Origin of the sequence: Nocardioides sp. (genome assembly GCF_964228225.1) — a bacterium.
In the GTDB taxonomy this organism is placed as follows: Bacteria; Actinomycetota; Actinomycetes; order Propionibacteriales; family Nocardioidaceae; genus Nocardioides.
In genome coordinates, this window is the sequence record NZ_CAXQZB010000054.1 from 1 (window position 1) to 23,045 (window position 23,045).

The 23,045-nt window shown below is 73.5% G+C and carries 20 protein-coding genes; 6 read left to right on the forward strand and 14 right to left on the reverse strand.

Features of this window, described 5'->3' with window-relative positions; translation table 11 throughout:
* Positions 1-128: 128 nt before the first annotated feature.
* Positions 129-1,328: an acyl-CoA dehydrogenase family protein gene (locus tag ACERUJ_RS13850; RefSeq protein ID WP_370249231.1), complete on the reverse strand. Its 1,200-nt coding sequence runs from the start codon at positions 1,326-1,328 to the stop codon at positions 129-131.
* A 235-nt stretch (positions 1,329-1,563) separates the two neighbouring features.
* Here ACERUJ_RS13850 and ACERUJ_RS13855 point away from each other — a divergent pair, with 235 nt between their 5' ends.
* Genes ACERUJ_RS13855 through ACERUJ_RS13870 form a run of 4 tightly spaced genes read left to right on the forward strand, consistent with a single transcriptional unit; the run spans position 1,564 to position 4,914 of the window.
* Positions 1,564-2,853 (forward strand): magnesium transporter MgtE N-terminal domain-containing protein, encoded by a 1,290-nt coding sequence (locus ACERUJ_RS13855; protein WP_370249233.1) that lies wholly within the window; start codon positions 1,564-1,566, stop codon positions 2,851-2,853.
* A complete protein-coding gene (locus tag ACERUJ_RS13860) occupies positions 2,846-3,406 on the forward strand; it encodes a DUF1003 domain-containing protein (protein ID WP_370249234.1) in 561 nt (186 codons plus the stop codon). The genes ACERUJ_RS13855 and ACERUJ_RS13860 overlap by 8 nt, the downstream gene beginning before the upstream one ends.
* A 12-nt stretch (positions 3,407-3,418) precedes the next feature.
* A complete protein-coding gene (locus ACERUJ_RS13865; protein WP_370249235.1) occupies positions 3,419-4,576 on the forward strand; it encodes an Mrp/NBP35 family ATP-binding protein in 1,158 nt (385 codons plus the stop codon).
* Between the two features lie 5 nt (positions 4,577-4,581).
* Positions 4,582-4,914 carry a sec-independent translocase gene (locus ACERUJ_RS13870; RefSeq protein WP_370249236.1) on the forward strand — a complete coding sequence of 111 codons (333 nt, stop codon included), beginning with the start codon at positions 4,582-4,584 and terminating at the stop codon, positions 4,912-4,914.
* 11 nt (positions 4,915-4,925) lie between these two features.
* On the opposite strand, the gene ACERUJ_RS13875 is transcribed toward ACERUJ_RS13870, so the two are convergent.
* The gene (locus ACERUJ_RS13875) at positions 4,926-5,492 is read right to left on the reverse strand and encodes a hypothetical protein (RefSeq protein ID WP_370249237.1); all 567 of its coding nucleotides are present in this window, start codon (positions 5,490-5,492) and stop codon (positions 4,926-4,928) included.
* A 101-nt stretch (positions 5,493-5,593) separates the two neighbouring features.
* Here ACERUJ_RS13875 and ACERUJ_RS13880 point away from each other — a divergent pair, with 101 nt between their 5' ends.
* Positions 5,594-6,214 carry a LysM domain-containing protein gene (locus ACERUJ_RS13880; protein ID WP_370249238.1) on the forward strand — a complete coding sequence of 207 codons (621 nt, stop codon included), beginning with the start codon at positions 5,594-5,596 and terminating at the stop codon, positions 6,212-6,214.
* A 94-nt stretch (positions 6,215-6,308) separates the two neighbouring features.
* Entirely contained in the window at positions 6,309-6,878 is a 570-nt protein-coding gene (locus ACERUJ_RS13885; protein ID WP_370249239.1) for an Rv3235 family protein, read from the forward strand.
* Positions 6,879-6,963: 85 nt separating this feature from the next.
* On the opposite strand, the gene secA is transcribed toward ACERUJ_RS13885, so the two are convergent.
* The 12 genes from secA to ACERUJ_RS13945 all read right to left on the reverse strand — a co-directional run bounded on the left by secA (position 6,964) and on the right by ACERUJ_RS13945 (position 23,042).
* On the reverse strand, positions 6,964-9,777 hold the full coding sequence (gene secA / locus ACERUJ_RS13890; RefSeq protein ID WP_370249240.1) for a preprotein translocase subunit SecA: 2,814 nt from the start codon (positions 9,775-9,777) through the stop codon (positions 6,964-6,966).
* 115 nt (positions 9,778-9,892) lie between these two features.
* The gene (locus ACERUJ_RS13895; RefSeq protein ID WP_370249241.1) at positions 9,893-11,110 is read right to left on the reverse strand and encodes a winged helix-turn-helix domain-containing protein; all 1,218 of its coding nucleotides are present in this window, start codon (positions 11,108-11,110) and stop codon (positions 9,893-9,895) included.
* Complete coding sequence (locus ACERUJ_RS13900) at positions 11,107-11,796, reverse strand: response regulator (protein ID WP_370249242.1); 690 nt, start codon at positions 11,794-11,796, stop codon at positions 11,107-11,109. Before ACERUJ_RS13900 ends, ACERUJ_RS13895 begins: the two co-directional genes overlap by 4 nt.
* Positions 11,797-11,887: 91 nt before the next feature.
* Positions 11,888-12,493 carry a ribosome hibernation-promoting factor, HPF/YfiA family gene (hpf, locus tag ACERUJ_RS13905; protein WP_370249244.1) on the reverse strand — a complete coding sequence of 202 codons (606 nt, stop codon included), beginning with the start codon at positions 12,491-12,493 and terminating at the stop codon, positions 11,888-11,890.
* A gap of 357 nt (positions 12,494-12,850) precedes the next feature.
* A complete protein-coding gene (locus tag ACERUJ_RS13910; RefSeq protein ID WP_370249245.1) occupies positions 12,851-13,453 on the reverse strand; it encodes a ComF family protein in 603 nt (200 codons plus the stop codon).
* Positions 13,454-13,698: 245 nt separating this feature from the next.
* Positions 13,699-15,606, reverse strand: coding sequence for an LpqB family beta-propeller domain-containing protein (locus tag ACERUJ_RS13915; RefSeq protein ID WP_370249246.1), 1,908 nt, complete (start codon positions 15,604-15,606; stop codon positions 13,699-13,701).
* A complete protein-coding gene (locus ACERUJ_RS13920; protein WP_370249247.1) occupies positions 15,603-17,375 on the reverse strand; it encodes an ATP-binding protein in 1,773 nt (590 codons plus the stop codon). The genes ACERUJ_RS13915 and ACERUJ_RS13920 overlap by 4 nt, the downstream gene beginning before the upstream one ends.
* Positions 17,376-17,380: 5 nt before the next feature.
* Entirely contained in the window at positions 17,381-18,097 is a 717-nt protein-coding gene (mtrA, locus tag ACERUJ_RS13925; protein WP_370249249.1) for an MtrAB system response regulator MtrA, read from the reverse strand.
* A gap of 97 nt (positions 18,098-18,194) precedes the next feature.
* Positions 18,195-19,652, reverse strand: a complete 1,458-nt coding sequence (gene ahcY, locus ACERUJ_RS13930) for an adenosylhomocysteinase (RefSeq protein WP_370249250.1) — start codon at positions 19,650-19,652, stop codon at positions 18,195-18,197.
* Positions 19,653-19,799: 147 nt separating this feature from the next.
* The gene (locus ACERUJ_RS13935; RefSeq protein ID WP_370249251.1) at positions 19,800-20,759 is read right to left on the reverse strand and encodes a DUF808 domain-containing protein; all 960 of its coding nucleotides are present in this window, start codon (positions 20,757-20,759) and stop codon (positions 19,800-19,802) included.
* Between the two features lie 9 nt (positions 20,760-20,768).
* Positions 20,769-21,878: an acyltransferase family protein gene (locus ACERUJ_RS13940; RefSeq protein WP_370249252.1), complete on the reverse strand. Its 1,110-nt coding sequence runs from the start codon at positions 21,876-21,878 to the stop codon at positions 20,769-20,771.
* Between the two features lie 138 nt (positions 21,879-22,016).
* Entirely contained in the window at positions 22,017-23,042 is a 1,026-nt protein-coding gene (locus ACERUJ_RS13945) for an SIS domain-containing protein (protein ID WP_370249253.1), read from the reverse strand.
* Between the last annotated feature and the right edge of the window lie 3 nt (positions 23,043-23,045).

Below are 23,045 nucleotides of genomic sequence, written 5' to 3' on the forward strand. Positions count from 1 at the left end.
GGCGGCCCGGTCGAGGAGCTCTGCGTACATGGGCGATCCCAGCGCGGTGCAGCCGGCGGCCTGGGCACGGAAGGCGTCCTCGAGGAGCACGCCCACCACGCTAGCCCGCGGGGATCGGGGCGGGCGGATCAGCCCTTGCGCGCGTACTCCTTGAGCATCGCGCGGCCGATGATCATCTTCTGGATGTCGCTGGTGCCCTCACCGATGAGCATGAACGCGGACTCGCGGTAGAGGCGCTCGATCTCGTACTCCTTGGAGTAGCCGTAGCCGCCGTGGATGCGGAAGGAGGCCTCGACGACCTCGTTGCAGTACTCCGCGCCCAGCATCTTGGCCATGCCGGCCTCGACGTCGTTGCGCTCGCCGCGGTCCTTGATGCGGGCGGCCTTGACCATCATGGCGTGGGCGGCCTCGACCTTGGTGGCCATCTCCGCGAGGCGGAACTGGATGGCCTGGTGCTGGGCGATCTGCTGGCCGAAGGTCTCGCGCTGCTGGGCGTAGTCGATGGCGAGCTCGAAGGCGCGGTTGGCGATGCCGCAGGCACGGGCCGCGACGTTCACGCGGCCGACCTCGACGCCGTCCATCATCTGGTAGAAGCCCTTGCCGCCGACGCCGCCGAGGATCTGGTCGGCCGCGATGACGTGGTTGTCGAAGACGGCCTCGGTGGTGTCGATGCCCTTGTAGCCCATCTTGTCGATCTTGCCCGGGATGGTCAGGCCGGGGGCGGTCTCGCCGAAGCCCGACTCCTTCTCCACCAGGAAGGTCGTCATGTTCTTGTAGACCGAGTCGGCACCCTCGTCGGTCTTCACCAGCACGGCCATCAGGTTGGAGCTGCCGCCGTTGGTCAGCCACATCTTCTGACCGGTGATGGAGTACGAGCCGTCGTCGAGCCGGGTGGCCTTGGTGCTGATGGCCGAGACGTCGGAGCCCAGGCCGGGCTCGGACATCGAGAAGGAGCCGCGCACCTCGCCGGTGGCCATGCGGGGCAGGTACTTGCGCTTCTGCTCCTCGGTGCCGTGCTGCATGATCATGTAGGCGACGATGAAGTGGGTGTTGATGACACCGGAGACGCTCATCCAGCCGCGGGCGATCTCCTCCACCACGAGGGCGTAGGTGAGCAGCGACTCGCCGAGGCCGTCGTACTCCTCCGGGATCATCAGACCGAAGACGCCGAGCTCCTTGAGGCCCTCGACGATCTCGGTCGGGTACTCGTCGGCGTGCTCGAGCTCGGTCGCGACCGGGATGATCTTCTCCTCGGTGAAGGTGCGAACGGCCTTGAGGATCTGGATCTGGTCCTCGGTGAGGCCCTCGGTCTGACACAGGCGCGGCATGCTGCTCTCCTTCTCGACGACTTGCTCCAGGAGTCCCCTGGGAACGCAGTCTCATAGACTACTTCCGAGTAATCCACCGTGAGGGTGGCGTTCTCGACATGGACGTGTGATCTGGGCCGCGTCCCGCCCGCCGCCGCGCCCGCGCCGCACGACCGTCGCGGTCGCGAGGTGGTTGGATGGGATCGGCACGTCCGGCCCCGGCGCCGGCCCACCCGGACCGGCGAGGAGGCCGACGATGAGCACCCGACCCGGACGCGTCTTCGCCGCCCGCCTCGTGGGCCTGCCCGTCTTCGACCCCTCCGGCGACCAGGTCGCCAAGGTGCGCGACGTCGTGGTGATCGTGCGCTCCGACACCGAGCGGCCCCGGGTCATCGGCCTGGTCGCGGAGGTGCTCGGACGCCGGCGCATCGTGATCCCGATGACGCGGGTCACCCACATCGACGCCACCCAGATCACCGTCACCGGCCTGCTGGACCTGCGTCGCTACGAGCAGCGCTCCACCGAGACCCTGGTGATGGCCGAGCTGCTCGACCGCGAGGTCACGCTGCGCGACTCCGGGGTGCCCGGGGTGGTGCACGACGTCGGCATGGAGCCCGAGCGCACCCACACCTGGGTCGTGAGCCGGATCGCGGTCACCGAGCCCGGCAAGGGGCTGCGACGCCGCCGCGGCCCGACCCACGTCGTGGAGTGGCGCGACGTCGTCGGGCTGGCCGAGCCGGCCGGCGCCGGTCAGGGGGCGACCCAGCTGATCCACGCGCTCAACGAGATGCGGCCCGCCGACGCCGCCACCCTGCTGCACGAGCTGCCCCCGGAGCGGCGCACGGCCGTCGTGGCGGCGCTGGACGACGAGCGGCTGGCCGACGTGCTGGAGGAGATGCCCGAGAGCGACCAGGTCGAGATCCTCGAGCACCTCGACACCGAGCGCGCCGCCGACGTGCTGGAGGAGATGTCGCCCGACGACGCCGCCGACCTCATCGCCGACCTCCCGCCCGAGACGGCGGAGATCCTGCTCGACCTCATGGAGCCCGAGGAGGCCGAGGACGTGCGACGGCTGCTGTCCTACGGCGAGGACACCGCCGGCGCGATGATGACACCGGCCCCGGTGGTGCTCGGGCCCGACGCCACCGTGGCCGACGCCCTGGCCCACGTGCGCAACCCCGACCTGACCCCGGCGCTGGCGGCGCTGGTGTACGTGTGCCGGCCACCCCTCCAGACCCCGACCGGACGGCTGATCGGCGTCGCCCACATCCAGCGGCTGCTGCGCGAGCCCCCCTCGAGCCTGGTGGCGGGCGCGCTGGACGACTCCCTGGAGTCGCTGCGACCCGACGCCACCCTCGACCAGGTGGCGGCGCACCTCGCGCTCTACAACCTCGTGGCCGCCCCGGTGGTCGACGAGGCGGGGCAGCTGCTCGGCGCGGTGACGGTCGACGACCTGCTCGACCACATGCTCCCGGCCGGCTGGCGCGACCGCGGGCTGGGCGAGTCCGGTGCGGCCGCAGGGCCGCGGGGAGGCCGCCGTGGCTGAGCGCGAGCGTCCCGAGCGCCTCGACACCCCGCGCCCGACCCCCCGTCGGATCGGCCTGGCCCCCGCGCTGCGGCGACCCCGGTTCGACGCCGACGCCTTCGGGGTCTTCGCCGAGCAGTTCGCCCGGTTCATGGGCACCGCGCGGTTCCTGGCCTACATGACCCTGTTCGTCGCGCTGTGGGTGGCGTGGAACGCACTGGTGCCGGGCGAGGCGGCCTTCGACCCCTTCCCCTTCATCTTCCTCACCCTGGCGCTGAGCCTGCAGGCCTCCTACGCCGCACCGCTGATCCTGCTGGCCCAGAACCGCCAGGAGCAGCGCGACAAGGTCGTGGCCGAGCAGGACCGCCGCGCCGCCAGCCGGGCCCACGCCGACATGGAGTTCCTGGCCCGCGAGGTGGCCTCGCTGCGGATGGCGCTGGGCGAGGTCGCGACCCGCGACTTCGTCCGCTCGGAGCTGCGCACGGAGCTGCGGGCACTGCTCGCCGAGCTCGTCGACCAGGCCGACCGGTCTCACCCGGACGCCGAGGGCGGCGAGCCGGGCCGCGGCACCTAGACTGGAGTCATCATGAGCACCCCGACCCTCGAGCAGATCGACGCCGCCCTCGCGACCGTCCAGGACCCCGAGATCAAGCGTCCGATCACCGAGCTCGGCATGGTGGACAGCCGGGAGGTCGACGCCGCGGGCGTCGTGCGCCTCACCGTGCTGCTCACCGTCGCCGGCTGCCCCCTGAAGGACACCATCACCCGCGACGTCAACGCCGCGCTGCGCCGCGTGGACGGTGTCACCGACGTCGACCTCACCCTCGGCGTCATGACGGCCGAGCAGCGCTCCGGCCTGCACGAGCAGCTGCGCGGCGGGCAGGCGCAGCGGGAGATCCCCTTCGCCCAGCCCGGCTCGCTCACCAAGGTCTACGCGATCGCCAGCGGCAAGGGCGGGGTCGGCAAGTCCTCGGTCACGGTCAACCTCGCGCTGGCGATGGCCGCGCAGGGCCTCAAGGTGGGCCTGGTCGACGCCGACATCTACGGCCACTCGGTGCCCGCCATGCTCGGCGTCGCGGACTCCCGGCCCACCCAGGTCGAGGACCTCATCATGCCCGTGCCCGCCCCGGGCGGGGTCTCGGTGATCTCCATCGGCATGCTCAAGCCGCGGCGCGACCAGGTCGTGGCCTGGCGCGGCCCGATGCTCGACCGGGCGCTGGTGCAGATGCTCGCCGACGTCTACTGGGGCGACCTCGACGCCCTCCTGCTCGACCTGCCTCCGGGCACCGGCGACGTCGCCATCTCGCTGGGCCAGCACCTGCCCGGCGCCGAGGTCGTGGTGGTCACCACGCCCCAGGAGGCGGCCGCCGAGGTCGCCGAGCGCGCCGGCACGATGGCCTCGATGATGCACCAGCGCGTGGTGGGCGTCGTCGAGAACATGAGCCACCTGCTGCACATCAACCCCGACGGCAGCCAGGAGCGGCTGGAGATCTTCGGCAGCGGCGGCGGCCAGCGCGTGGCCACCACGCTGAGCCAGCGCTTCGGCTACGACGTGCCGCTGCTGGGCCAGATCCCGCTCGACGTCGCGCTGCGCGAGGGCGGCGACGCCGGCGCCCCCGTGGTGGCCGCGGCCCCCGACTCCCCCGCCGCCCAGGCCCTCACGACCATCGCCCGCACCCTGGCCGGGCGCAGCCGCGGTCTGGCCGGGATGCAGCTCGGGCTCTCCCCCGCCGGCAAGCGGTAACCGCCGTGTTCGGGGTCGGACTGCCGGAGCTGGCGGTCATCATGCTGGTGGCCGTGTTCGTCTTCGGCCCCGATCGACTGCCGGAGGTCGCCAAGCAGGCGGGCCAGATGCTCCGCAAGGCCCGCACCCTCGCCAACGCCGCGCGCGACGAGCTGCGCGAGGAGCTCGGCCCCGAGTACGCCGACCTCGAGCTGCGCGACCTCGACCCCCGCGTGATCGTGCGCAAGCACATCATCGAGGCGATGGAGGACGCCGAGGACGACCAGCCGCTGCTGAAGAAGGGCGAGAAGCCGCTGCTGGCCGGCGAGGTCCCGCCCTACGACGCCGACGCCACCTGACCCCGGGCGCCTCAGCCCGGAACGTCGCGGCGCACGGCTGCGAGCGCCGTCCACGGCAGCAGCACCGGAACCCCGCCCGGCCCGACATCGTGCTCGGGCCCGGCGGTCACGAGTTCGACGAAGTCGGCGCCGACCCGGCGCAGGACGCCCTCGTGGCGCGCTCCGTCGCGGCGGTGCACCACGCACCCACCGCCCTCCTCCTCCCAGGCCCGCAGCACCGAGGCCGGGCCCAGCCGGGCGGTCGCGGGCCGGGCCACGGCCGGCACCGACCGCTCGGAGGCGCCGAGCACCGCGCCCACCGCCGGGGTGAACACGAGCCACTCGACCGTGTCGCGCCCCATCAGCACCCACCCGGAGCCGGCCCGCTCGAGCCGCCCTCCCAGCATCCCGACGCCCACGACGTCGAGGGTCAGCGGCGTCCCGAGCGAGGCCGCGAGACGGCCGGCGAGGTCGACCCGGGCGTACTCCGCCCGCACCCGGTCGGCGAGTTCCTCGGCGCGCTCCTCGTCGAACGCCGCCTCCGCCCGGGCCTCGAGGTCGTCCAGCTCCGCGGCCAACCGCTCCTCCCAACCACTCATCCCCGGACTCCGATCCGGTTGGGGAGAGATGGTTGACGACACGTCCCGATCGGACGTTGACTGAGGCAAACGCACGCAAACGACACGTTCCAGGGGATCTCGTGACCTTGCATCCGCGCACCCGCTCCGTCCTCGTCGGCCTCGCCGCCACCCTCGTCACGGCGGCGACGCTGGCCGCCACGATGCCCGCGGCGCTGCGCGGCCACACCCCCACCGACTTCACCGCCGCGCTGGACCGGGCGGCCCTGCTCGCGCTGGGCGGCACGGCCTGCTGGGGCTGGCTGATCGTCGTGGACGTGGTGCGCAGCGTCTGGCGCGACACCCCGCCCCCGCCGCGGGTGCCCGGCTGGGTGCGGCGTCCCCTGCTGGCCCTGTGCGGCGTCGCCCTCGTCACCGCGGCGACGGCCGTCCCGGCTACCGCGGTCCCGTCCCACGGCGCCGGCGCGGTCGCGGCCGCCGGAGAGGCGATCGCCGCAGCCGTCCGCACCGGCCCGGCCACCGCGTCGGCGGTCCCCGCCGCCGCGGCCGACCCCGTCGATCCGGCGCGCCACCACCGCGTGCACCGCGGCGAGAGCCTGTGGCGCATCGCCGAGCAGCTCGAACCCGGCGCCGAGGACGCCGACCTCGTCGCCCGGGTGGCCGACCTCTACGCCCTCAACCACGACGTGATCGGCTCCGACCCCGATCTCCTCCGTCCCGGACAGCGCCTCGAGCTGCCCTGACACGCCACCGACCCGCCCGACTCGCCCCGCCCGCCCCGATCCGATCCGACCAGGCCCAGCCCGACCCGTCACCGCCAGCTTCTCGGGAGGAAGCATGACCCTCAGCTCCGTCGACGACACCGGCCACACCGACGACCGCGTGATCGCCCTGCACCGCGACACCGCCCCGTCGGTCCAGGGCGCCCTCGCGCTCGAGGTCCTGCCCCGCCTGCTCCCGCCGGCCCCACCGGCCACGGTGCGCCCTGCGCCCGCCCACCGCCGGTCCGGCGACGGCTCGGTGACGGTCCTGCGCGAGCGGGCCGTGCAGGACTGGGCGCGCCGCTACCTCCAGGCGGTCGCGGAGGTGATCGGCGGCGACCGGCCCGTCACCCAGGTGGCGCGCTGGACCCGCCGCGAGGTCTACGCCGACCTCGAGCGTCGTGCGCTGCTCGTGGCCCGCGCGGCCGGGCACACCCCGGGCGTCGGCCGGGTGCAGGCGGTGCGGCCGCGGGTGCGCAGCGTGCACGTGCTGCTGCTCGAGGACCCCACCGGCGTCCCGAGAATCGCCGAGTGCAGCGCGCACGTGCAGTACGGCGCGCGGTCGCGTGCGATCGCGGCCCGCTTCGAGCACCGCCGCACCGCCGCGGGGCCGACCTGGCTGTGCACGGCGCTCGAGTTCGCCTGACCGACCCGACCTGCACGGCGCACCACGCACCGGGGCCCGCCACCGCGGATGCGGTGACGGGCCCCGGGGACGCGACGCGGCGGGATCAGCCCTGGGCGCGCGCCGTCAGGCCGGTGGGCCCGCCGGGGGCGCCGTGGCACTGCTTGAACTTCTTCCCCGACCCGCAGGGGCACTTGGCGTTGCGCGCCACGCCCGCGTAGGGGTCCTCGGGAGCGGCCGCCGCCACGACCTCGGCCTCGCCGTCCTCGTTGGGGGCGGAGTAGGCCAGCGCGGCCGGGGCCTGTGGGGCCAGGCCCTTGGCGAGCACCGTCGGCGCCTTCTTCTCCAGCACCGGAGCCGCCTGCGGCTCCTCCTCGCCTTCGCCGTCGAACTCCAGCACGCCGTCCTGGCCGGGCTCGGTCTCGACCTGGACCTCGAGGTTGAACAGGAAGCCGACGGTCTCCTCCTTGATGCCGTCCATCATGGCGGCGAACATGTCGAAGCCCTCGCGCTGGTACTCCACGAGCGGGTCGCGCTGGCTGTAGGCCCGCAGGTAGATGCCCTCGCGCAGGTAGTCCATCTCGTAGAGGTGCTCACGCCACTTGCGGTCGAGCACCGAGAGCAGCACGCGCCGCTCCAGCTCGCGCATGACCTCCTCGCCGACCTCGTCCTCGCGGCGGTCGTAGGCGGCCTGCGCGTCGCGGGTCAGGGCGGCGATCAACTCGTCGCGGTCGAGGGCGTCGAGCTCGCCCCCGGCGAGCTCGGTGAGGTCCTCCAGCGTCAGGCCGACCGGCCACAGCTGGCGCAGGTCGGTGAGCAGCTGGGGCAGGTCCCACTCCTCGGCGAAGCCCTCGAGCGCGCCGCGCACGGTGCCCTCGACGACGTCGTCGATGAAGCCGCGCACCTGCTCCTGGATGTCCGCGCCCTCCAGCACCTCGCGGCGCTCGGCGTAGATGACCTGGCGCTGGCGGTCCATGACGTCGTCGTACTTGAGGACGTTCTTGCGCGACTCGAAGTTCTGGGACTCGACCTGGCCCTGGGCGTTCGCGATCGCGCTGGTGACCCGCTTGTTCTCGATCGGGACGTCGTCCGGGATCTTGAGCATGGTGAGCACCCGGTCGACCCAGTCGGACTTGAACAGCCGCATGAGCTCGTCCTGCAGCGAGAGGTAGAACCGGGACTCGCCCGGGTCGCCCTGACGCCCGGACCGACCACGCAGCTGGTTGTCGATGCGGCGCGACTCGTGGCGCTCGGTGCCGATGACGTAGAGCCCGCCGAGGTCGCGGACCTCGTCGTGCTCGGCCGCGACCTGGGCCTTGATGCGCTCGAGGGTCTCGGGCCAGGCGGCGTCGTAGGCCTCGGCGGTCTCGCCGAGGGGCTCCAGGCCCTTGCCGCGCAGCTCGGCGTCGGCCAGGAACTCCACCGAGCCGCCGAGCATGATGTCGGTACCGCGACCGGCCATGTTGGTGGCCACGGTGACCGCGCCCTTGTGACCGGCCATCGCGACGATCTTGGCCTCGTCGGCGTGGACCTTGGCGTTGAGCACCGAGTGCGCGATGCCGCGCTCCTTGAGCTTGGTGGAGAGGTACTGCGACTTCTCGACCGAGACGGTGCCGACCAGGATGGGCTGGCCCTTGCGGTGCCGCTCCTCGATGTCCTCGACGACGGCGTCGTACTTGGCCTCCTCGGTGCGGTACACGAGGTCGGCGTGGTCGAGGCGCTGGACCGGCTTGTTGGTGGGGATCGGGACGACGCCGAGCTTGTAGATCTTGTCGAACTCAGCGGCCTCGGTCATGGCCGTACCGGTCATGCCCGAGAGCGTGTCGTAGAGGCGGAAGTAGTTCTGCAGGGTGACGGTGGCGAGGGTCTGGTACTCCTCGCGGACCTGCACCCCCTCCTTGGCCTCGATGGCCTGGTGGAGGCCGTCGTTGTAGCGGCGACCGGCCAGCATGCGGCCGGTGTGCTCGTCGACGATGAGCACCTCGCCCTCGATGACGACGTACTCCTTGTCGTTGCGGAACAGCTCCTTGGCCTTGATGGAGTTGTTCAGGAACGAGATGAGCGGGGTGTTGGCCGACTCGTAGAGGTTCTCGATCCCGAGGTGGTCCTCGACCTTGGTGATGCCGGCCTCGAGCACCGAGATCGTGCGCTTCTTCTCGTCGACCTCGTAGTCGACGTCGCGGGTGAGCTTGCGCGCGATCGCGGCGAACTCGCCGTACCACTTGACCTCGTCCTGGGTCGGACCGCTGATGATCAGCGGGGTGCGCGCCTCGTCGATGAGGATCGAGTCGACCTCGTCGACGACGGCGAAGTTGTGGCCGCGCTGCACGCAGTCCTCGATGGAGGAGGCCATGTTGTCGCGCAGGTAGTCGAAGCCGAGCTCGTTGTTCGTGCCGTAGGTGATGTCGCAGGCGTAGGCCTCGCGACGCTCGGCCGGACGCATCGAGGGCAGGATCACCCCGGTGGTGAGGCCGAGGAAGTGGTGGATGCGGCCCATCCACTCGGCGTGGTACTTGGCGAGGTAGTCGTTGACGGTGACGACGTGCACGCCCTTGCCGGAGATGGCGTTGAGGTAGGACGGGAGGGTCGCGACGAGCGTCTTGCCCTCACCGGTCTTCATCTCGGCGATGTTGCCCAGGTGCAGCGCGGCGCCACCCATGATCTGGACGTCGTAGTGGCGCTGGCCGATGACCCGGCGCGAGGCCTCGCGCACGACGGCGAACGCCGCGGGCATGAGGTCGTCCAGCGACTCCCCCTCGGCGTAGCGGCGCTTGAACTCCGGGGTCATGGCCTGGAGCTCGGCGTCGCTCATCGCCGTGAACTCCTCCTCGATGGCGTTCACCGCCTTCGCGATGGCCTCGAGCTGGCGCAGGGTCTTGCCCTCGCCGATACGGAGGAGCTTGTCGATGATCGCGGGCACGTGCGGTACTCCTGAGGTCGGAAGACGGCCCTGTCCCAGGCCACCGACCATCCTAACGACGCGACCCTGAACTTCCCCATCGGCCACCACACCCCCGAGGGGACGGGGCCGCCGATCAGCGGAGCGCGACCTCGGCCGCGAGGGCCTCGGCCAGATCCCCGCGCCGCTCGACGACGACGTCGCCCAGCCCCAGCCACGCCGCCATCCGCTCGAGCTCGGCGGCCAGGGCGGCGGCGGTCTCGGGCGGGGCGCCGGGTTCGGCGTGGGCGGCGGGCACGAGCAGCCGGCCGCCGGCGCGGTCGGCCTTGAGGTCGACCCGGGCCACGAGGCGGTCGCCGAGCAGGAACGGCAGGACGTAGTAGCCGAAGCGGCGCTGGGCGGCCGGGACGTAGATCTCGATGCGGTAGTGGAAGCCGAACAGGGCCTCGGTGCGGGCCCGGTTCCAGACCAGCGGGTCGAAGGGGCTGAGCAGGGTCGCGGCCGCCACCCGACGCGGCAGCCGCGCGTCGCGGTGCAGGAAGGCGGGGGCCGACCAGCCGGCCACGCTCACCGGGAGCAGCTCGCCGGCCTCGACGAGCTCGGCCACGGCGCGCCGGGTCGGGGCCGTGCCCATGCGGTAGTAGTCGGCCAGGCACGCCACGCTCGCCACCCCGTGGGAGCGCGCAGCGCGGGCGACCAGGGCCCGTGCGGCGTCGGCGGGATCGGGGACGGGCAGGGCGAGCACGTCGGCGGGCAGGACCCGCTCGGGCAGGTCGTAGCGCACCTCGAAGGTGCCGGCGCGGCCCTCGATCGCGAGGTCGCCGATCATGAAGAGGTAGTCCAGGCCCTTGCGCGCCGTGGACCAGTTCCACCCCCAGTGCTCGGTGGAGCGGGGACCGCCCCCCACCGCGGCCTCGAGGTCGCGGGCGGTCACGGGGCCGCGCTCGCGCACCAGCGCGCGCAGCAGGTCGGCGGTGGTGTCGTCCACCGTGGCGGCCCACTTGCCCCGGGTGGAGCGGTAGTGGTCCATCCGGTGCTGCATCAGGGGCCACAGCTCCACCGGCATCAGAGCCTGCACGTGGGCCCAGTACTCCACCAGACGCCGCGGCTGCCGGGGCCGCGCGCGCTGCGCCCGGTGCAGCAGGTCGGTGTCGTAGGGGCCGAGTCGGGAGTAGAGGGGCAGGTAGTGGGCGCGTTGCAGGACGTTGACGGAGTCGATCTGCAGCACCCCGGTGCGCGCCACCGCCCGGTCCAGCGTCCGCAGCGACGGCGTCGCCGGCCGCGGGTCGCAGAACCCTTGCGCGGCCAGCGCGATACGACGCGCCTGGCCCGCGCTCAGCGCCGTGGGGGTCACGGCAGCTCGAGCAGGTTCTCCCGCACCGCGTACATGACCGCCTCCATGCGCGAGTGCAGCTGCAGCTTCTCGAGCATGTTGCGCACGTGGTTCTTCACGGTGTTCTCGGAGATGAACAGCCGCGCGGCGATCTCCTTGTTGCTCAGCCCCTGGGCCACCAGCCGCAGCACGTCGAGCTCGCGCTCGGTGAGGCGCAGCGCGGGGCCGGACTCGCGCTCGGGGCGCGACATCTGCTTGAACTCGTCGATCAGCTTGATCGCCATGGACGGGCTGATGAGGGACTGGCCGTCGGCCACCACGCGGATCGCCTGCGCGACCTCCTCGATCGAGGAGTCCTTGAGGAGGTAGCCGGAGGCGCCGCTCTTGACGGCCTCGTAGAGGTCGGCCTCCTCGTCGGAGACGGTGAGCATGATGATCTTGGCCGTCGGCACGGCCTCCTTGATCGACAGGCAGGCCTCGATCCCGGTCTTCTTCGGCATCCGCACGTCGAGCAGGACGACGTCGGGGGCGGTGGTGGCCGCCAGCTCGGCGCCGGCCGCGCCGTCGCTGGCCTCGCCGACGACCTCCAGGCCGGCCTCGACGGCGAGCAGCATCGTCAGGCCGCGCCGGAAGAGCTCCTGGTCGTCGACCACGAGCACCCGGATGGGTTCGGGCTCGGCGGCGGGGCGTCCCGGAACGTCAGTCACCCCGGCATCATGCCACGCGGCCCACGGCACGGGGCCCGCACCGGTGAGTCCGATGCGGGCCCCGTGGATCCGATGGTGGGTGGGAGAGGAATCAGGCGTCGAGCTTGAGCGAGATGACGCCGTAGTCGTAGCCCTTGCGGCGGTAGACGACCGAGGGACGCTCGGACTCCTTGTCGACGAAGAGGTAGAAGTCGTGGCCGACGAGCTCCATCTCGTACAGCGCCTGGTCCAGGGTCATGGGGGCGGCCGGGTGAGTCTTCTCCCGCACGACCATGGGGCCGTCGCCGGTCATGTCGATGGGGCCGACGGCGTGGTCGACGTACTCCTCGACGACGGGCTCGGCCGCCGGCGCCGCGAGGGCCTGCCCGACCGAGACCGGGGTCCGGCGGCCGTGGTGGACCCGGCGGCGGTCGGAGGCCCGGCGCATCTGGGCGGCCATCTTGTCCAGGGCGAGGTCGAGGGCGGCCATCTGGTGGTCGGCGGCGGCTTCGGCGCGGATCACCGGGCCCTTGGTGTAGGCGGTGAGCTCGACGTGGATCCCGCGGTCGTGCTGACGCGGGTTGGACTCGGTCGACACCTCCACGTGGACCCGCTGGATCCGGTGGTCGTGCTTCTCCAACTTCGCGAGCTTCTCCGCGCAGTGACCGCGGAACGACTCGCTGATGACGCAGTGCCGCCCGGTGACGACGATGTCCATGTCAACCTCCCGTGGGTGGGTTTACTCGAGCACGGCCCTGCTCCCAAGCAGGCGCAGGGCAGGAGTCCGTCCGGCCGACCTGGTCTTCGACCCCACAACCGCCTGCTGAGGTGCTCGCAGCTCATCTGCCCTCTCGGGCGCCACTACTGACCTTCTCCCGCCCGGGGACCGCATCTGGCGGCGGGGCGAGGCAGGACTTACTTCTAAGCCGCACCGTGATCCTCGGTCACGGCGCGGGGAGACCCCCGTGCCGCTCGAGTTACGTGGGCCGTTTCGCCTGCGACTGGCATCGGCTAGCCGGTCGGGGTGATCCCCACCGACGCAACCACGGACCCGGACGGACTCCATGACAAGACGTTAGTGGGTGGCCCGCGGGGGCGGAAGCGTCCCGGCTGAAGAAGTGGTGTGAAACTGCGCGGCGGCCACCACGGCCGCGCCCGCCGGTCGCAGCCCGACGGCGCGCAGGGCGCGGTCGGCCTCGCGCAGGGTGGCCCCCGTCGTGACGACGTCGTCGAGCAGGAGCACGTGGGCGTGGCCGTGACGACGGCGGACCCGGTCCAGGACCGTGGGACGCACGGCGAGCGCCCCCGCGAGGTTGCGGGCGCGGGCCGCGCGGCCCCGGCCGGCCTGGTCGCGCACCCCCGCCCCCGCACCCCGCAACCGCAGCAGCGGCGCGACCTCGATCGAGGCGGTCGGGACGGCGTCGCGCAGCAGGTCGCGGGCCCCCGTCACCAGGAGTCGGAGCGGGTCCTCGCCGCGCCGCAGCGTGGCGGTGGGGCGGGAGGGCACCGGCACCAGCAGCACGGCGTCGCCGCGCCGCGCGACCGCGGGCCAGGGCAGCAGGGGACCCGTCGCCGTGGCGAGGTGCAGCGAGAGCGTGGACCGGACCGCGGCGATCCCGCGCTCCTTGTGCGCGATCAGGGCGGCCCGGAGGGGGTCGGCGTAGGCACCGGCGGCCACCACCGCCAGCGGGGCCGCCGGCGGGACGGCTCTCGGCTGCGGGACCGTGCGCGCACGACACGCCGCGCACCAGGCCCGCCCCGGACGCGCGCAGCCGACGCACCGTCCTCCGAGCAGGAGGTCGGCTCCGGTGTCGGTCCATCCGGCCGGGCCCACCGCCGCAGCGCACCACGTCGAGGACGGCGCGCGTCGACGCGGCCACCGCGCCCGGGGACGCACCCCACCGTTCACCGGCCTGGGGAGGATCAGCCGACGTAGGTCACCGCACTCGGGGCGTCGCCCACGAAGCCGTAGCGGGCGTCGGTCGCGAGGTCGACCAACCCCGTGGCCGTGACCAGGTAGGCCGGCAGGTCCGGGGTCGGCGTCGCGGCCAGGCCGCGCACGCCGTCGGCGAGCACGGTGGCCAGGGTGGTGGTGGCGGCCGGAGCGCCGTCGACCGGCACCGAGCGCACCTCGACGGCGCCGGCACCCGCGGCCACCGCACCGCCGGGCAGCACCGAGGCCACCGCGAGCGTGGTGGGCGAGGTCCACGCCACCGCCCGCACCCGCAGGTCGGGCAGGGCCCGCCCCAGCAGCGGGCGGACGTCGACCAGCCGCCGCACGACACCGCCGGCGTCGACCTCGATCCGGCCGACCAGCACCTGGTCGGCGCGACGGCCCTGCACCACCGCCACCAGCCGGGTGCCGTCGCGCGAGACCAGGAAGGAGGAGACCCGTCGCCCCGAGATGCCCGGCGCACGCACGGTGTGGACGGTGACCGACCCCGCGTCCCCGGTGCCGGTGCCGCCGGCGTCGGTCTCTCCCGGGACGGGGCCGTCCGCGTCGGCACCGCCGGGACCGAGGTCGAGGTAGCGCACCACCGCGCCGGCCGGCGTGCGGTCGATCGTCCACAACCGTCCGAGGACGTCCCAGCCCGGACGGAGCAGGTCGGTGGCTCCGGTCAGCGGACGCCGCAGGGGGCGCTGCGGCGGAGCGGGCGCGGTGGTCCCCGCTCCTGCCAGCCCCGCGGGGGCGGGAGGACCGAGCGGTCCCACCACGAGGCTGCGGCCGCCGTCGCCGACGGCGGCGGCCCGCTGGCCGGGCAGGTCGACGGCGACGGCGGCGAGCTCGCGGGCCCGGGTGCCGAACGGGCCGGCGACGGGCACCAGCTCGTTGCCCTCGCGCCGGGTGAGGACGCCGCCGCGCAGCGCGAACAGGGACGGATCGGCGCCGGACCCGGCCGGGTCGACGGACGCGGCGTCCTCGACCGGGTAGGTGGCCCCGCCGTCGGGGGTCGGCACGAGCACGCCGTCGACGGTCAGCTGGACCGCGGTGACCCGCGGGTCCTGGCGCAGCGTCCAGGCCACCTGCGCGTAGATGTCGGCCGCCGCCGCGGGCTCCGGCGCAGCGCCGGTGAGCGTCACCTGGGCGACACCGTCGGCGGTGACCGGCACCCCCAGACCGGCCGCGGTGCCGGGCGGCAGCGCGGTGCGCATGACCCGGCCGGGCGCCAGCCGGGCACCGATCCCGACCAGCCCGGTGACCAGGCTGGAGGCCAGCTGCTCGCCGCGCGGCACGTACACCGGCTGAGGCACCAGGATGCGACCGCTGGGGTCGTAGAAGTAGAGGTCGGCCCGGCGGAAGCGTTGGACGAACCAGGTCAGCGGCACGATCAGCGCGTCGGGCGGGTTGTCGATGCGCCACTCCCCCGCCACCAGCCGCAGCCGCCACACCAGCTCGGCCGCGTCGGCGCCGAGGGGACCCTGGTACGCCCGATCGCGGTCGAGGCGATCGGCACCGTCGAGGGCGACCGTGACCAGTCCCCCGCGGTCGATCGGGTTGCCGCGTCCCTCGTAGGTGATGGTGGCGCGGTCGGGGGCCCACCCGGACGCCGCCTGGTCGGTGAGGAACTGCGCCGCGACCTCCTCCCGGATCGGGGAGGCGGTCATGGCCCGCAGGAAGCCGTCGACGATCTCGGCCCGGGTGGCCCCCGGCACCGGCGGCGCGGGGGTGATGTCGCTGGCGCGGCCCTCCGCCGCGCGGGCCTCGGCGCCGGTGCTGCGCACCGGCCCCTGCTCGGGCAGCGAGGTGCACGACGTCAGGGCCAGCACCGGCCCCACGACCCAGGCGACGCAGGTGAGCACCGCGACCCGCTGCCGGGGCCGCGGCGTCATCGGGCCGCCCCCGAGCCCGCCGACGCCGGCGACTCCGGTGACCCCGGCGACCCCGGCGATGCGGCGTCACGGGGTTCCAACGGGAGCGGGCTGCGGCGCAGGGTGCCCCCGGTGCGGCGGGGCAGGGTGAGTCGGAACTGGGCGCCGCGGCCGGGGCGTCCCCAGGCCTGCAGCCAGCCGCCGTGCAGGTGGGCGTCCTCCAGCGCGATCGACAGCCCGAGTCCCGTACCGCCGCTGGTGCGGGCGCGCGCCGGGTCGGCCCGCCAGAAACGGTTGAACACCATCGCCGACTCCCCCGCCTCCAGGCCGACGCCGAAGTCGCGCACGGTGATCGCCGAGGCGGCGTCGTCGGCCCCCAGCGTGATCACCACGCCGGGGCCCTCCCGGGTGGGGTCGGCGTGGTCGATGGCGTTGGACACCAGGTTGCGCACGACCCGCTCGATGCGGCGCTCGTCGGCCTCGGCCAGGCACGCCCGACCGCTCGGCCCGTCGTCGGGAGACACCTCGGCCGCCGCGCCGCCGGGGGCGAGGTCCGCAGGCCCCGCCGGGTCCGCGGGTGCCGGGGCCGTGGCGTCGACGATCTCCACGCGCACGCCGCGCTGCTCGGCGAGCACCGCGGTGCCGGCGACCACGCGGCGCACGACGTCGCCGAGGTTGATCTCACTGGTCTCCAGCACCGCCGCACCGGCGTCGAACCGGCTGATCTCGAGCAGGTCGGTGAGCAGGGTCTCGAACCGGTCCAGCTCGTGCTGGAGCAGCTCGGCGGCGCGGGCGGCGCCGGGGTCGAAGTCGGCGCGGGCGTCGTGGAGCACGTCGCTGGCCATGCGCACCGTGGTGAGCGGGGTGCGCAGCTCGTGGGAGACGTCGGAGACGAAGCGACGCTGGACGCGGCTGAGCTCCTCCAGCTGCCGGATCTGGCGCTGCAGGTTGCTGGCCATCTGGTTGAACGACGTGGCCAGGCGCGCGAGGTCGTCCTCGCCGCGCACCCGCAGCCGCTCCTGGAGCCGGCCGGCCGCGAGCCGCTCGGCCACCTGGCGCGCCATCCGCACCGGCGTGACGACCTGGCGGGTCACCAGCCAGGTGAGGCCGGCGACGAGCACGAGCAGCAGCACCGAGGCCGTGAGCAGGGCCCGCTGCACCAGGCCGAGGGTCTCCTGCTCCTCGTCGAGCCCGAAGAGCAGGTACAGCACGTAGGTGCGGCCGTCGGCGGGCAGGCGCACCGAGGAGGCCACCGCCACCCCGGGCCGGGCGCCGTCGGCGTCGACCACCCGGGTGTAGGTCCACGACGGCGCCGCACCCGGCTGCGTCATCGTCTCGATCAGCGCGGCAGGAACGCTGCGGGCGACGTCGAGTCCCGCCGTGGACAGCGAGACCTGCGGCGAGGACGGGACCTCGGTGGCCCCGGGAGCGGGATCGACCGGTCCGGTGAGCACGACGTCGAAGCCGCGGGTCAGACCGCGGGCGATGATCGGGTCGGCCAGGTCGCGCACCTGCTTGTCGACGTCGACGTCGCCCGGGGAGGCGCCGGCCAGCAGCGCCTCGGCGTCGCGGGTCTCCGAGCCGGCCTCGGCCACGACGGCGTCGACGCGGTGGTCGAGCAGGCCGTCGCGGGTCTGGCGCAGCAGGAACCAGCTGACGGCCGAGACCACGAGTGCCGAGAGCACCAGCGTGCTGACCAGCACCCGCAGCTGGGTGCTGCGACGCCAGAAGGTGAGGGCCCGGCGGGGCCCCGACCCGGCGCGGCGCACGGCACCGGTGGGGGGCGCCATCGCGCTCAGCCCTGGCCCGCCTTGTAGCCCACGCCGCGCACGGTGAGCACGATCTCGGGGTGCTCGGGGTCGTGCTCGACCTTGGAGCGCAGCCGCTGCACGTGCACGTTCACCAGGCGGGTGTCGGCGGCGTGGCGGTAGCCCCACACCGTCTCGAGCAGCATCTCGCGGGTGAAGACCTGCCAGGGCTTGCGCGCCAGGCACAGCAGCAGGTCGAACTCCAGCGGCGTGAGGGCGATCGGGGCGCCGTCGCGCTGGACGGCGTGGCCGGCCACGTCGATGGTGAGGTCGCCGATCGTGAGCTGCTCCGGCGCGCTCTCGACTGTCTCGCGCTCGCGGCGGCGCACGCGGGCGCGGATGCGGGCCACGAGCTCCTTGGGCTTGAAGGGCTTGACGACGTAGTCGTCGGCGCCGGACTCCAGCCCCACCACCACGTCGACGGTGTCGCCCTTGGCGGTGAGCATCACGATCGGCACGCCCGACTCGGCCCGGATCTGGCGGCACACGTCGATGCCGTCGCGTCCGGGGAGCATGACGTCGAGCAGGACGACGTCGGGCTGGTAGTCCCGCACGGCCTCCAGGGCCAGGTCGCCCCGGGCGACGGTGCGGGAGTCGAAGCCCTCCTGGCGCAGCACGATCGAGAGCATCTCGGCCAGCGCGGCGTCGTCGTCGACCACGAGCACGCGACCGTGCGTGACCAGGTCGGAGGACGGCAGCGTCATGCCTCCCATGATGCCAGCCGGGGGGCGCGACGGCGCGGGCCGGGCCGGTGCGCTCGCGCGCACCGACCCGGCCCGGTCGGATCGGAGGAGGGACCGCTCAGTAGCGGTAGGCCTCCGGCTTGTACGGCCCGGAGACCTCCATGCCGAGGTAGGAGGCCTGGTCCTCGGTGAGCTCGGTGAGCTTGACGCCCAGGGCGCCGAGGTGCAGACGGGCGACCTCCTCGTCCAGGTGCTTGGGCAGCACGTAGACGCCGACCGGGTAGTCCTCGCCCTTGGTGAAGAGCTCGATCTGGGCCAGCACCTGGTTGGTGAAGGAGTTCGACATCACGAACGAGGGGTGGCCGGTGGCGTTGCCCAGGTTCATCAGGCGGCCCTCGGAGAGGATGATGATCGACTTGCCGGCGCCGACACCCTCGTTGAAGGTCCAGATGTCCACCTGCGGCTTGACGTTCTTGCGGGTGGCCACGCCGGGGGCCTCGAGGCCCGCCATGTCGATCTCGTTGTCGAAGTGGCCGATGTTGGCCACGATCGCGTTGTGCTTCATCCGGCGCATGTGGTCGACCGTGACGACGTTCTTGTTGCCGGTGGCGGTGATGACGATGTCGGCGATGTCGAGGACGTCCTCGAGGGTGGTGACCTGGTAGCCGTCCATCGCGGCCTGCAGCGCGCAGATGGGGTCGATCTCGGTGACCACGACGCGGGCGCCCTGGCCGCGCAGGGACTCCGCGGAGCCCTTGCCGACGTCGCCGTAGCCGCACACGACCGCGACCTTGCCGCCGATCAGGACGTCGGTGGCGCGGTTGATGCCGTCGATGAGGCTGTGGCGGCAGCCGTACTTGTTGTCGAACTTGGACTTGGTGACCGAGTCGTTGACGTTGATGGCCGGGAAGAGCAGCGAGCCCTCGCGCATCATCTCGTAGAGGCGGTGGACACCGGTGGTGGTCTCCTCGGTGACGCCCTGGATGTGCTCGGCGATGTTGGTCCAGCGGTCGGAGCTGGTGGCCAGGCTGTCCTTGAGCACCTGGAAGATGACGGCCTGCTCGCCGCTGGTGGCCGAGGCCGGGTCGGGGGCGATGCCGTTCTTCTCCATGTCCAGACCGAGGTGGACGAGCAGGGTCGCGTCGCCGCCGTCGTCGAGGATCATGTTGGCGAACACGGGGTCGCCGTTCTCGTCGTCGGGCCACTCGAGGATCTGCTGGGTGCACCACCAGTACTCCTCCAGGGTCTCGCCCTTCCAGGCGAACACCGGGACGCCCTGCGGGTCCTCGGGGGTGCCGTTCGGGCCGACGACGACCGCGGCGGCGGCGTGGTCCTGGGTGGAGAAGATGTTGCACGAGGCCCAGCGCACCTCGGCGCCGAGCTCGACGAGGGTCTCGATCAGCACGGCGGTCTGGATGGTCATGTGCAGCGAGCCGGTGATGCGGGCGCCGCGCAGGGGCTTGGTGGCGCCGTAGCGCTCACGCATCGCCATCAGGCCGGGCATCTCGTGCTCGGCGAGCTGGATCTCGGTGCGTCCGAAATCGGCCAGAGAGAGGTCGGCGACCTTGAAGTCCACTAGTGCTCCTGAGGGGATGCGGGATGTGCGGTGTCGGGTGCGGAACACCCGTGATTCGAGGGTAGAACGCCCCCCGGATGGAGTGGGAATCCTCACGCGCACCTCATCCCCAGGGAGACCGGGCAGGCGGTCTCCCCGTCGGTGCCCTCAGTGCGCGGTGCGGTGGCGCCGGGCGTGCACGGCGTGCATCACGGCCACCACGACGGCGCCGACGACGACGCCGACCACCGCCGCACCGGCGGTGGCGGTGAGCCACGCCAGCACACCGCTGGCCGCCCCGAGGTCCTCCGTGGCGTGGTGCACCTCCTCCTCGAGGTGGTGCAGCAGCTCGTAGGGCCCGTGCCAGCCGAGCTCGTCGAGCTGCACCAGCAGGATGTGGCCGCCCACCCACAGCATCGCCGCGACCCCGACGGCGGAGATCGCCGCCAGCAGCCGCGGCATGCCGGCCACCAGGCCGCGCCCGACCCGCCGGGCCAGGGCCGAGGGGCGCTGGGCGAGCGCGAGGCCGGCGTCGTCCATCTTCACGATCAGGGCCACCACGCCGTAGACCAGCACGGTGATGAGCAGCGCGACCGCGAGCAGGATCAGCAGCCGGGAGACGAAGGGCTCGGTGGAGACCTCGTCCAGGGCGATCACCATGATCTCGGCGGAGAGGATGAAGTCGGTGCGGATGGCGCCGGAGACGACGGTGCGCTCGGCGGCGGCGGGATCGACCGGCTCGACCGTGTCGGTGGTCGCCTCCTCGTGGTGGCCGGCGAACCGCTCCCACAGCTTCTCGGCCCCCTCGAAGGCGAGGTAGGCACCGCCCACGATCAGGATCACCGGCAGCGCCCAGTCGGCGAACTCCGAGAGCAGCAGGGCGGCGGGGAGGATGAAGAGCACCTTGTTGCGCAGCGAGCCGACCGCGATGCGCCGGATGATCGGCAGCTCGCGCTCGGCGGCGACGCCGGCGACGTACTGGGGCGTGACCGCGGTGTCGTCGACCACCACACCGGCGGCCTTCATGCTGGCCCGGCCCGCGGCGGCGCCGACGTCGTCGACCGAGGCGGCCGCCAGCTTGGCCAGGGCGGCGACGTCGTCGAGGAGACCGAACAGACCAGCGCTCATGGCGGCACGCTACCGCGTCACCGGCCCGGTCCGGACGGGCTCGGCGACCGCCGGACCCGGGGGGTCGGGCTCGACCAGGTGCAGCCGGACGGCGTCCCACGTGGCGCGGCGCGCGGGCTCGAACGGGTCGAGCACGGGGTCGAGCGCCCGCGAGACCCGCGGCGCCGCCAGCGCCAGCGCCAGTCCGGTGCCGCTGACCACCACGACCACCGCGCCGAGCACGGGGTGCCGGGCGGCGAAGTCACCGAAGCCGGCCGCGTCGGCGGCACGCAGCACGAAGCCGTGCAGCAGGAAGACCGACATCGTGCCGGTGCCGCAGGCCGTGAACCAACCGTCGCGCCGGGGCACCCAGGCCAGGAACACCGCCGTCGCCGCGCACGCCACCGCGAGCACCGCGCTGCGCACCACGATGCCTTCCAGCGGGCCGGCGTCCATCACGGCGTAGGGACGGAAGTACAGCCACCCGATCCCGCCGTGACGCTCCAGCACCGGCGCGGCCTGCCACACCAGCACCGCCACCGCGGGCGCGGCCAGCCGGACGGCGGGACGGCGCAGGACCTCGAGGTGCTCGCGGGTGAGCAGCAGGCCGACCACGAAGAACGGCAGCATCCCGACCACGCGCGAGAGCGCCAGCCCCTCGACGTCCCACAGCCCGCCGAGCAGGCTCACCGCCACCGACCCGCCGAGCGCCACGCGCGCCGGCAGCGCCAGCAGCACGGGGGTGAGCAGGCGCCAGGCGAGCAGCGCGCACAGGTACCACAGCGGCCAGATCGGCACCCAGAACGGATCGGGGTACGCGTAGCCCTCGACGTGGAGCGCGAACGCGGCGTAGGCCGCCTCGAACAGCACGTAGGGCACCGCGATGGTGCGCAGCAGCGCCCACAGCCGAGGCGCCGACCAGTCGGCGGAGCGGGAGAAGTAGCCGCTGATCAGGATCATCGCCGGCATGTGCCAGGCGTAGAGCGCGTCCTCGACGCGGGTCGTGAACGCGGTGGCGGGCAGCTGCCCCCACGCGTGCCCCACGACGACGAGCACCAGGATCGTCATCTTGGCGTTGTCGAACCAGGGGTCCCGAGAAGCCGAGCGTGCTGCGGACGGTGCTGCCGACGGTGCGGACATGGGGTTCGACGCTAGGAAGCCCGCCTGAGAGGCCCCTGAACTCCTGCTGAGCGACGGCGTGGTCCCCGCGGGGGACGTGACCAGCACCACGCTCCCCGCCGGTGTCCGTCGTACCAACCCCGGGGGCCGCCGGGGTGGTCAGTCGGCGACGAGACCCAGCCGCAGGTACTCGGCGGTGTAGGTGCCGGCGAGCAGGAGCGAGGCGTAGCGGGCGACCTCCGAGCCGGTCTCGGCGGTGACGGTCTCGACCCGCACCCCGCGCTCGGCGGCGGTGGCCTGCAGGCGCCCGCGCTGCTCGCGCACCACGGGGTCCTGCGCGCCGTCGTCGAGGACGACGAGCACCGGGGTGCGGTCGCCGTCGGCGCCCGAGAACGGGTCGGCGAAGAGGTCGCGGGGGCGGGCGGCGGCCAGCACCGGCAGGACCTGCTCGACGTCGCCGGCCAGCGCGCTGCGCCCGATCGCACGGCGCACCGACTCGGCCACGCGGCGCGCGGCGCGCGCGGCGAGCACCGAGCCGCCCCACACGACGGGGTTGGCGTCGGCGAGCGCGATGGCCAGCATCTTGGCGGGGTTGACCGCGAGGTCGCGGTGGGGCGAGGAGGCCAGGGCGACGCCGTCGAGGGCGGTGGCGACCTGCTCGGCGTCGGCCTCCGGGCCGAGGCCGACCCGGTGGAGGTAGTCGAGCATCACGACGGCGGTGGCCAGCTGGTCGCCGCCCAGCACCGGCAGGACGGCGGTGTCGCGGCCGGCGGCGTGCTCGGCCACCAGCGACGACGGCGGGCAGGCCACCACCACCTGGCAGCCGCGGCGCACGGCCTCGGCCACGGCCGAGGCGGTGCCGGCGTCGGAGCCGCCGGGGGCCAGCACGACGACGAGGTCCAAGGACCCGGCCCAACCGGGCAGGGCCGGTCCCGGCCAGGCCACGAATGGCACGGGGCACCAGGGTTCGAGCACCGCGCGCAGCAGCCGGGAGTCGGGGCCGGCGGCCACGACGGCGCGCGGCCGGGTGCCGTCGGCGACGGCCGCGGCGAGCAGGGTGGCCTCGGCGGCCTCCGCCGCTTCCCGGCGCACCCGGGCGCCGGACTCGGCCAGGGTGCGCAGGCGGAGGTCGACGGTGGCCAGCGCGGCCTCGTCGTCGAGGCGGGATTCGTCGAACCAGGACATCGG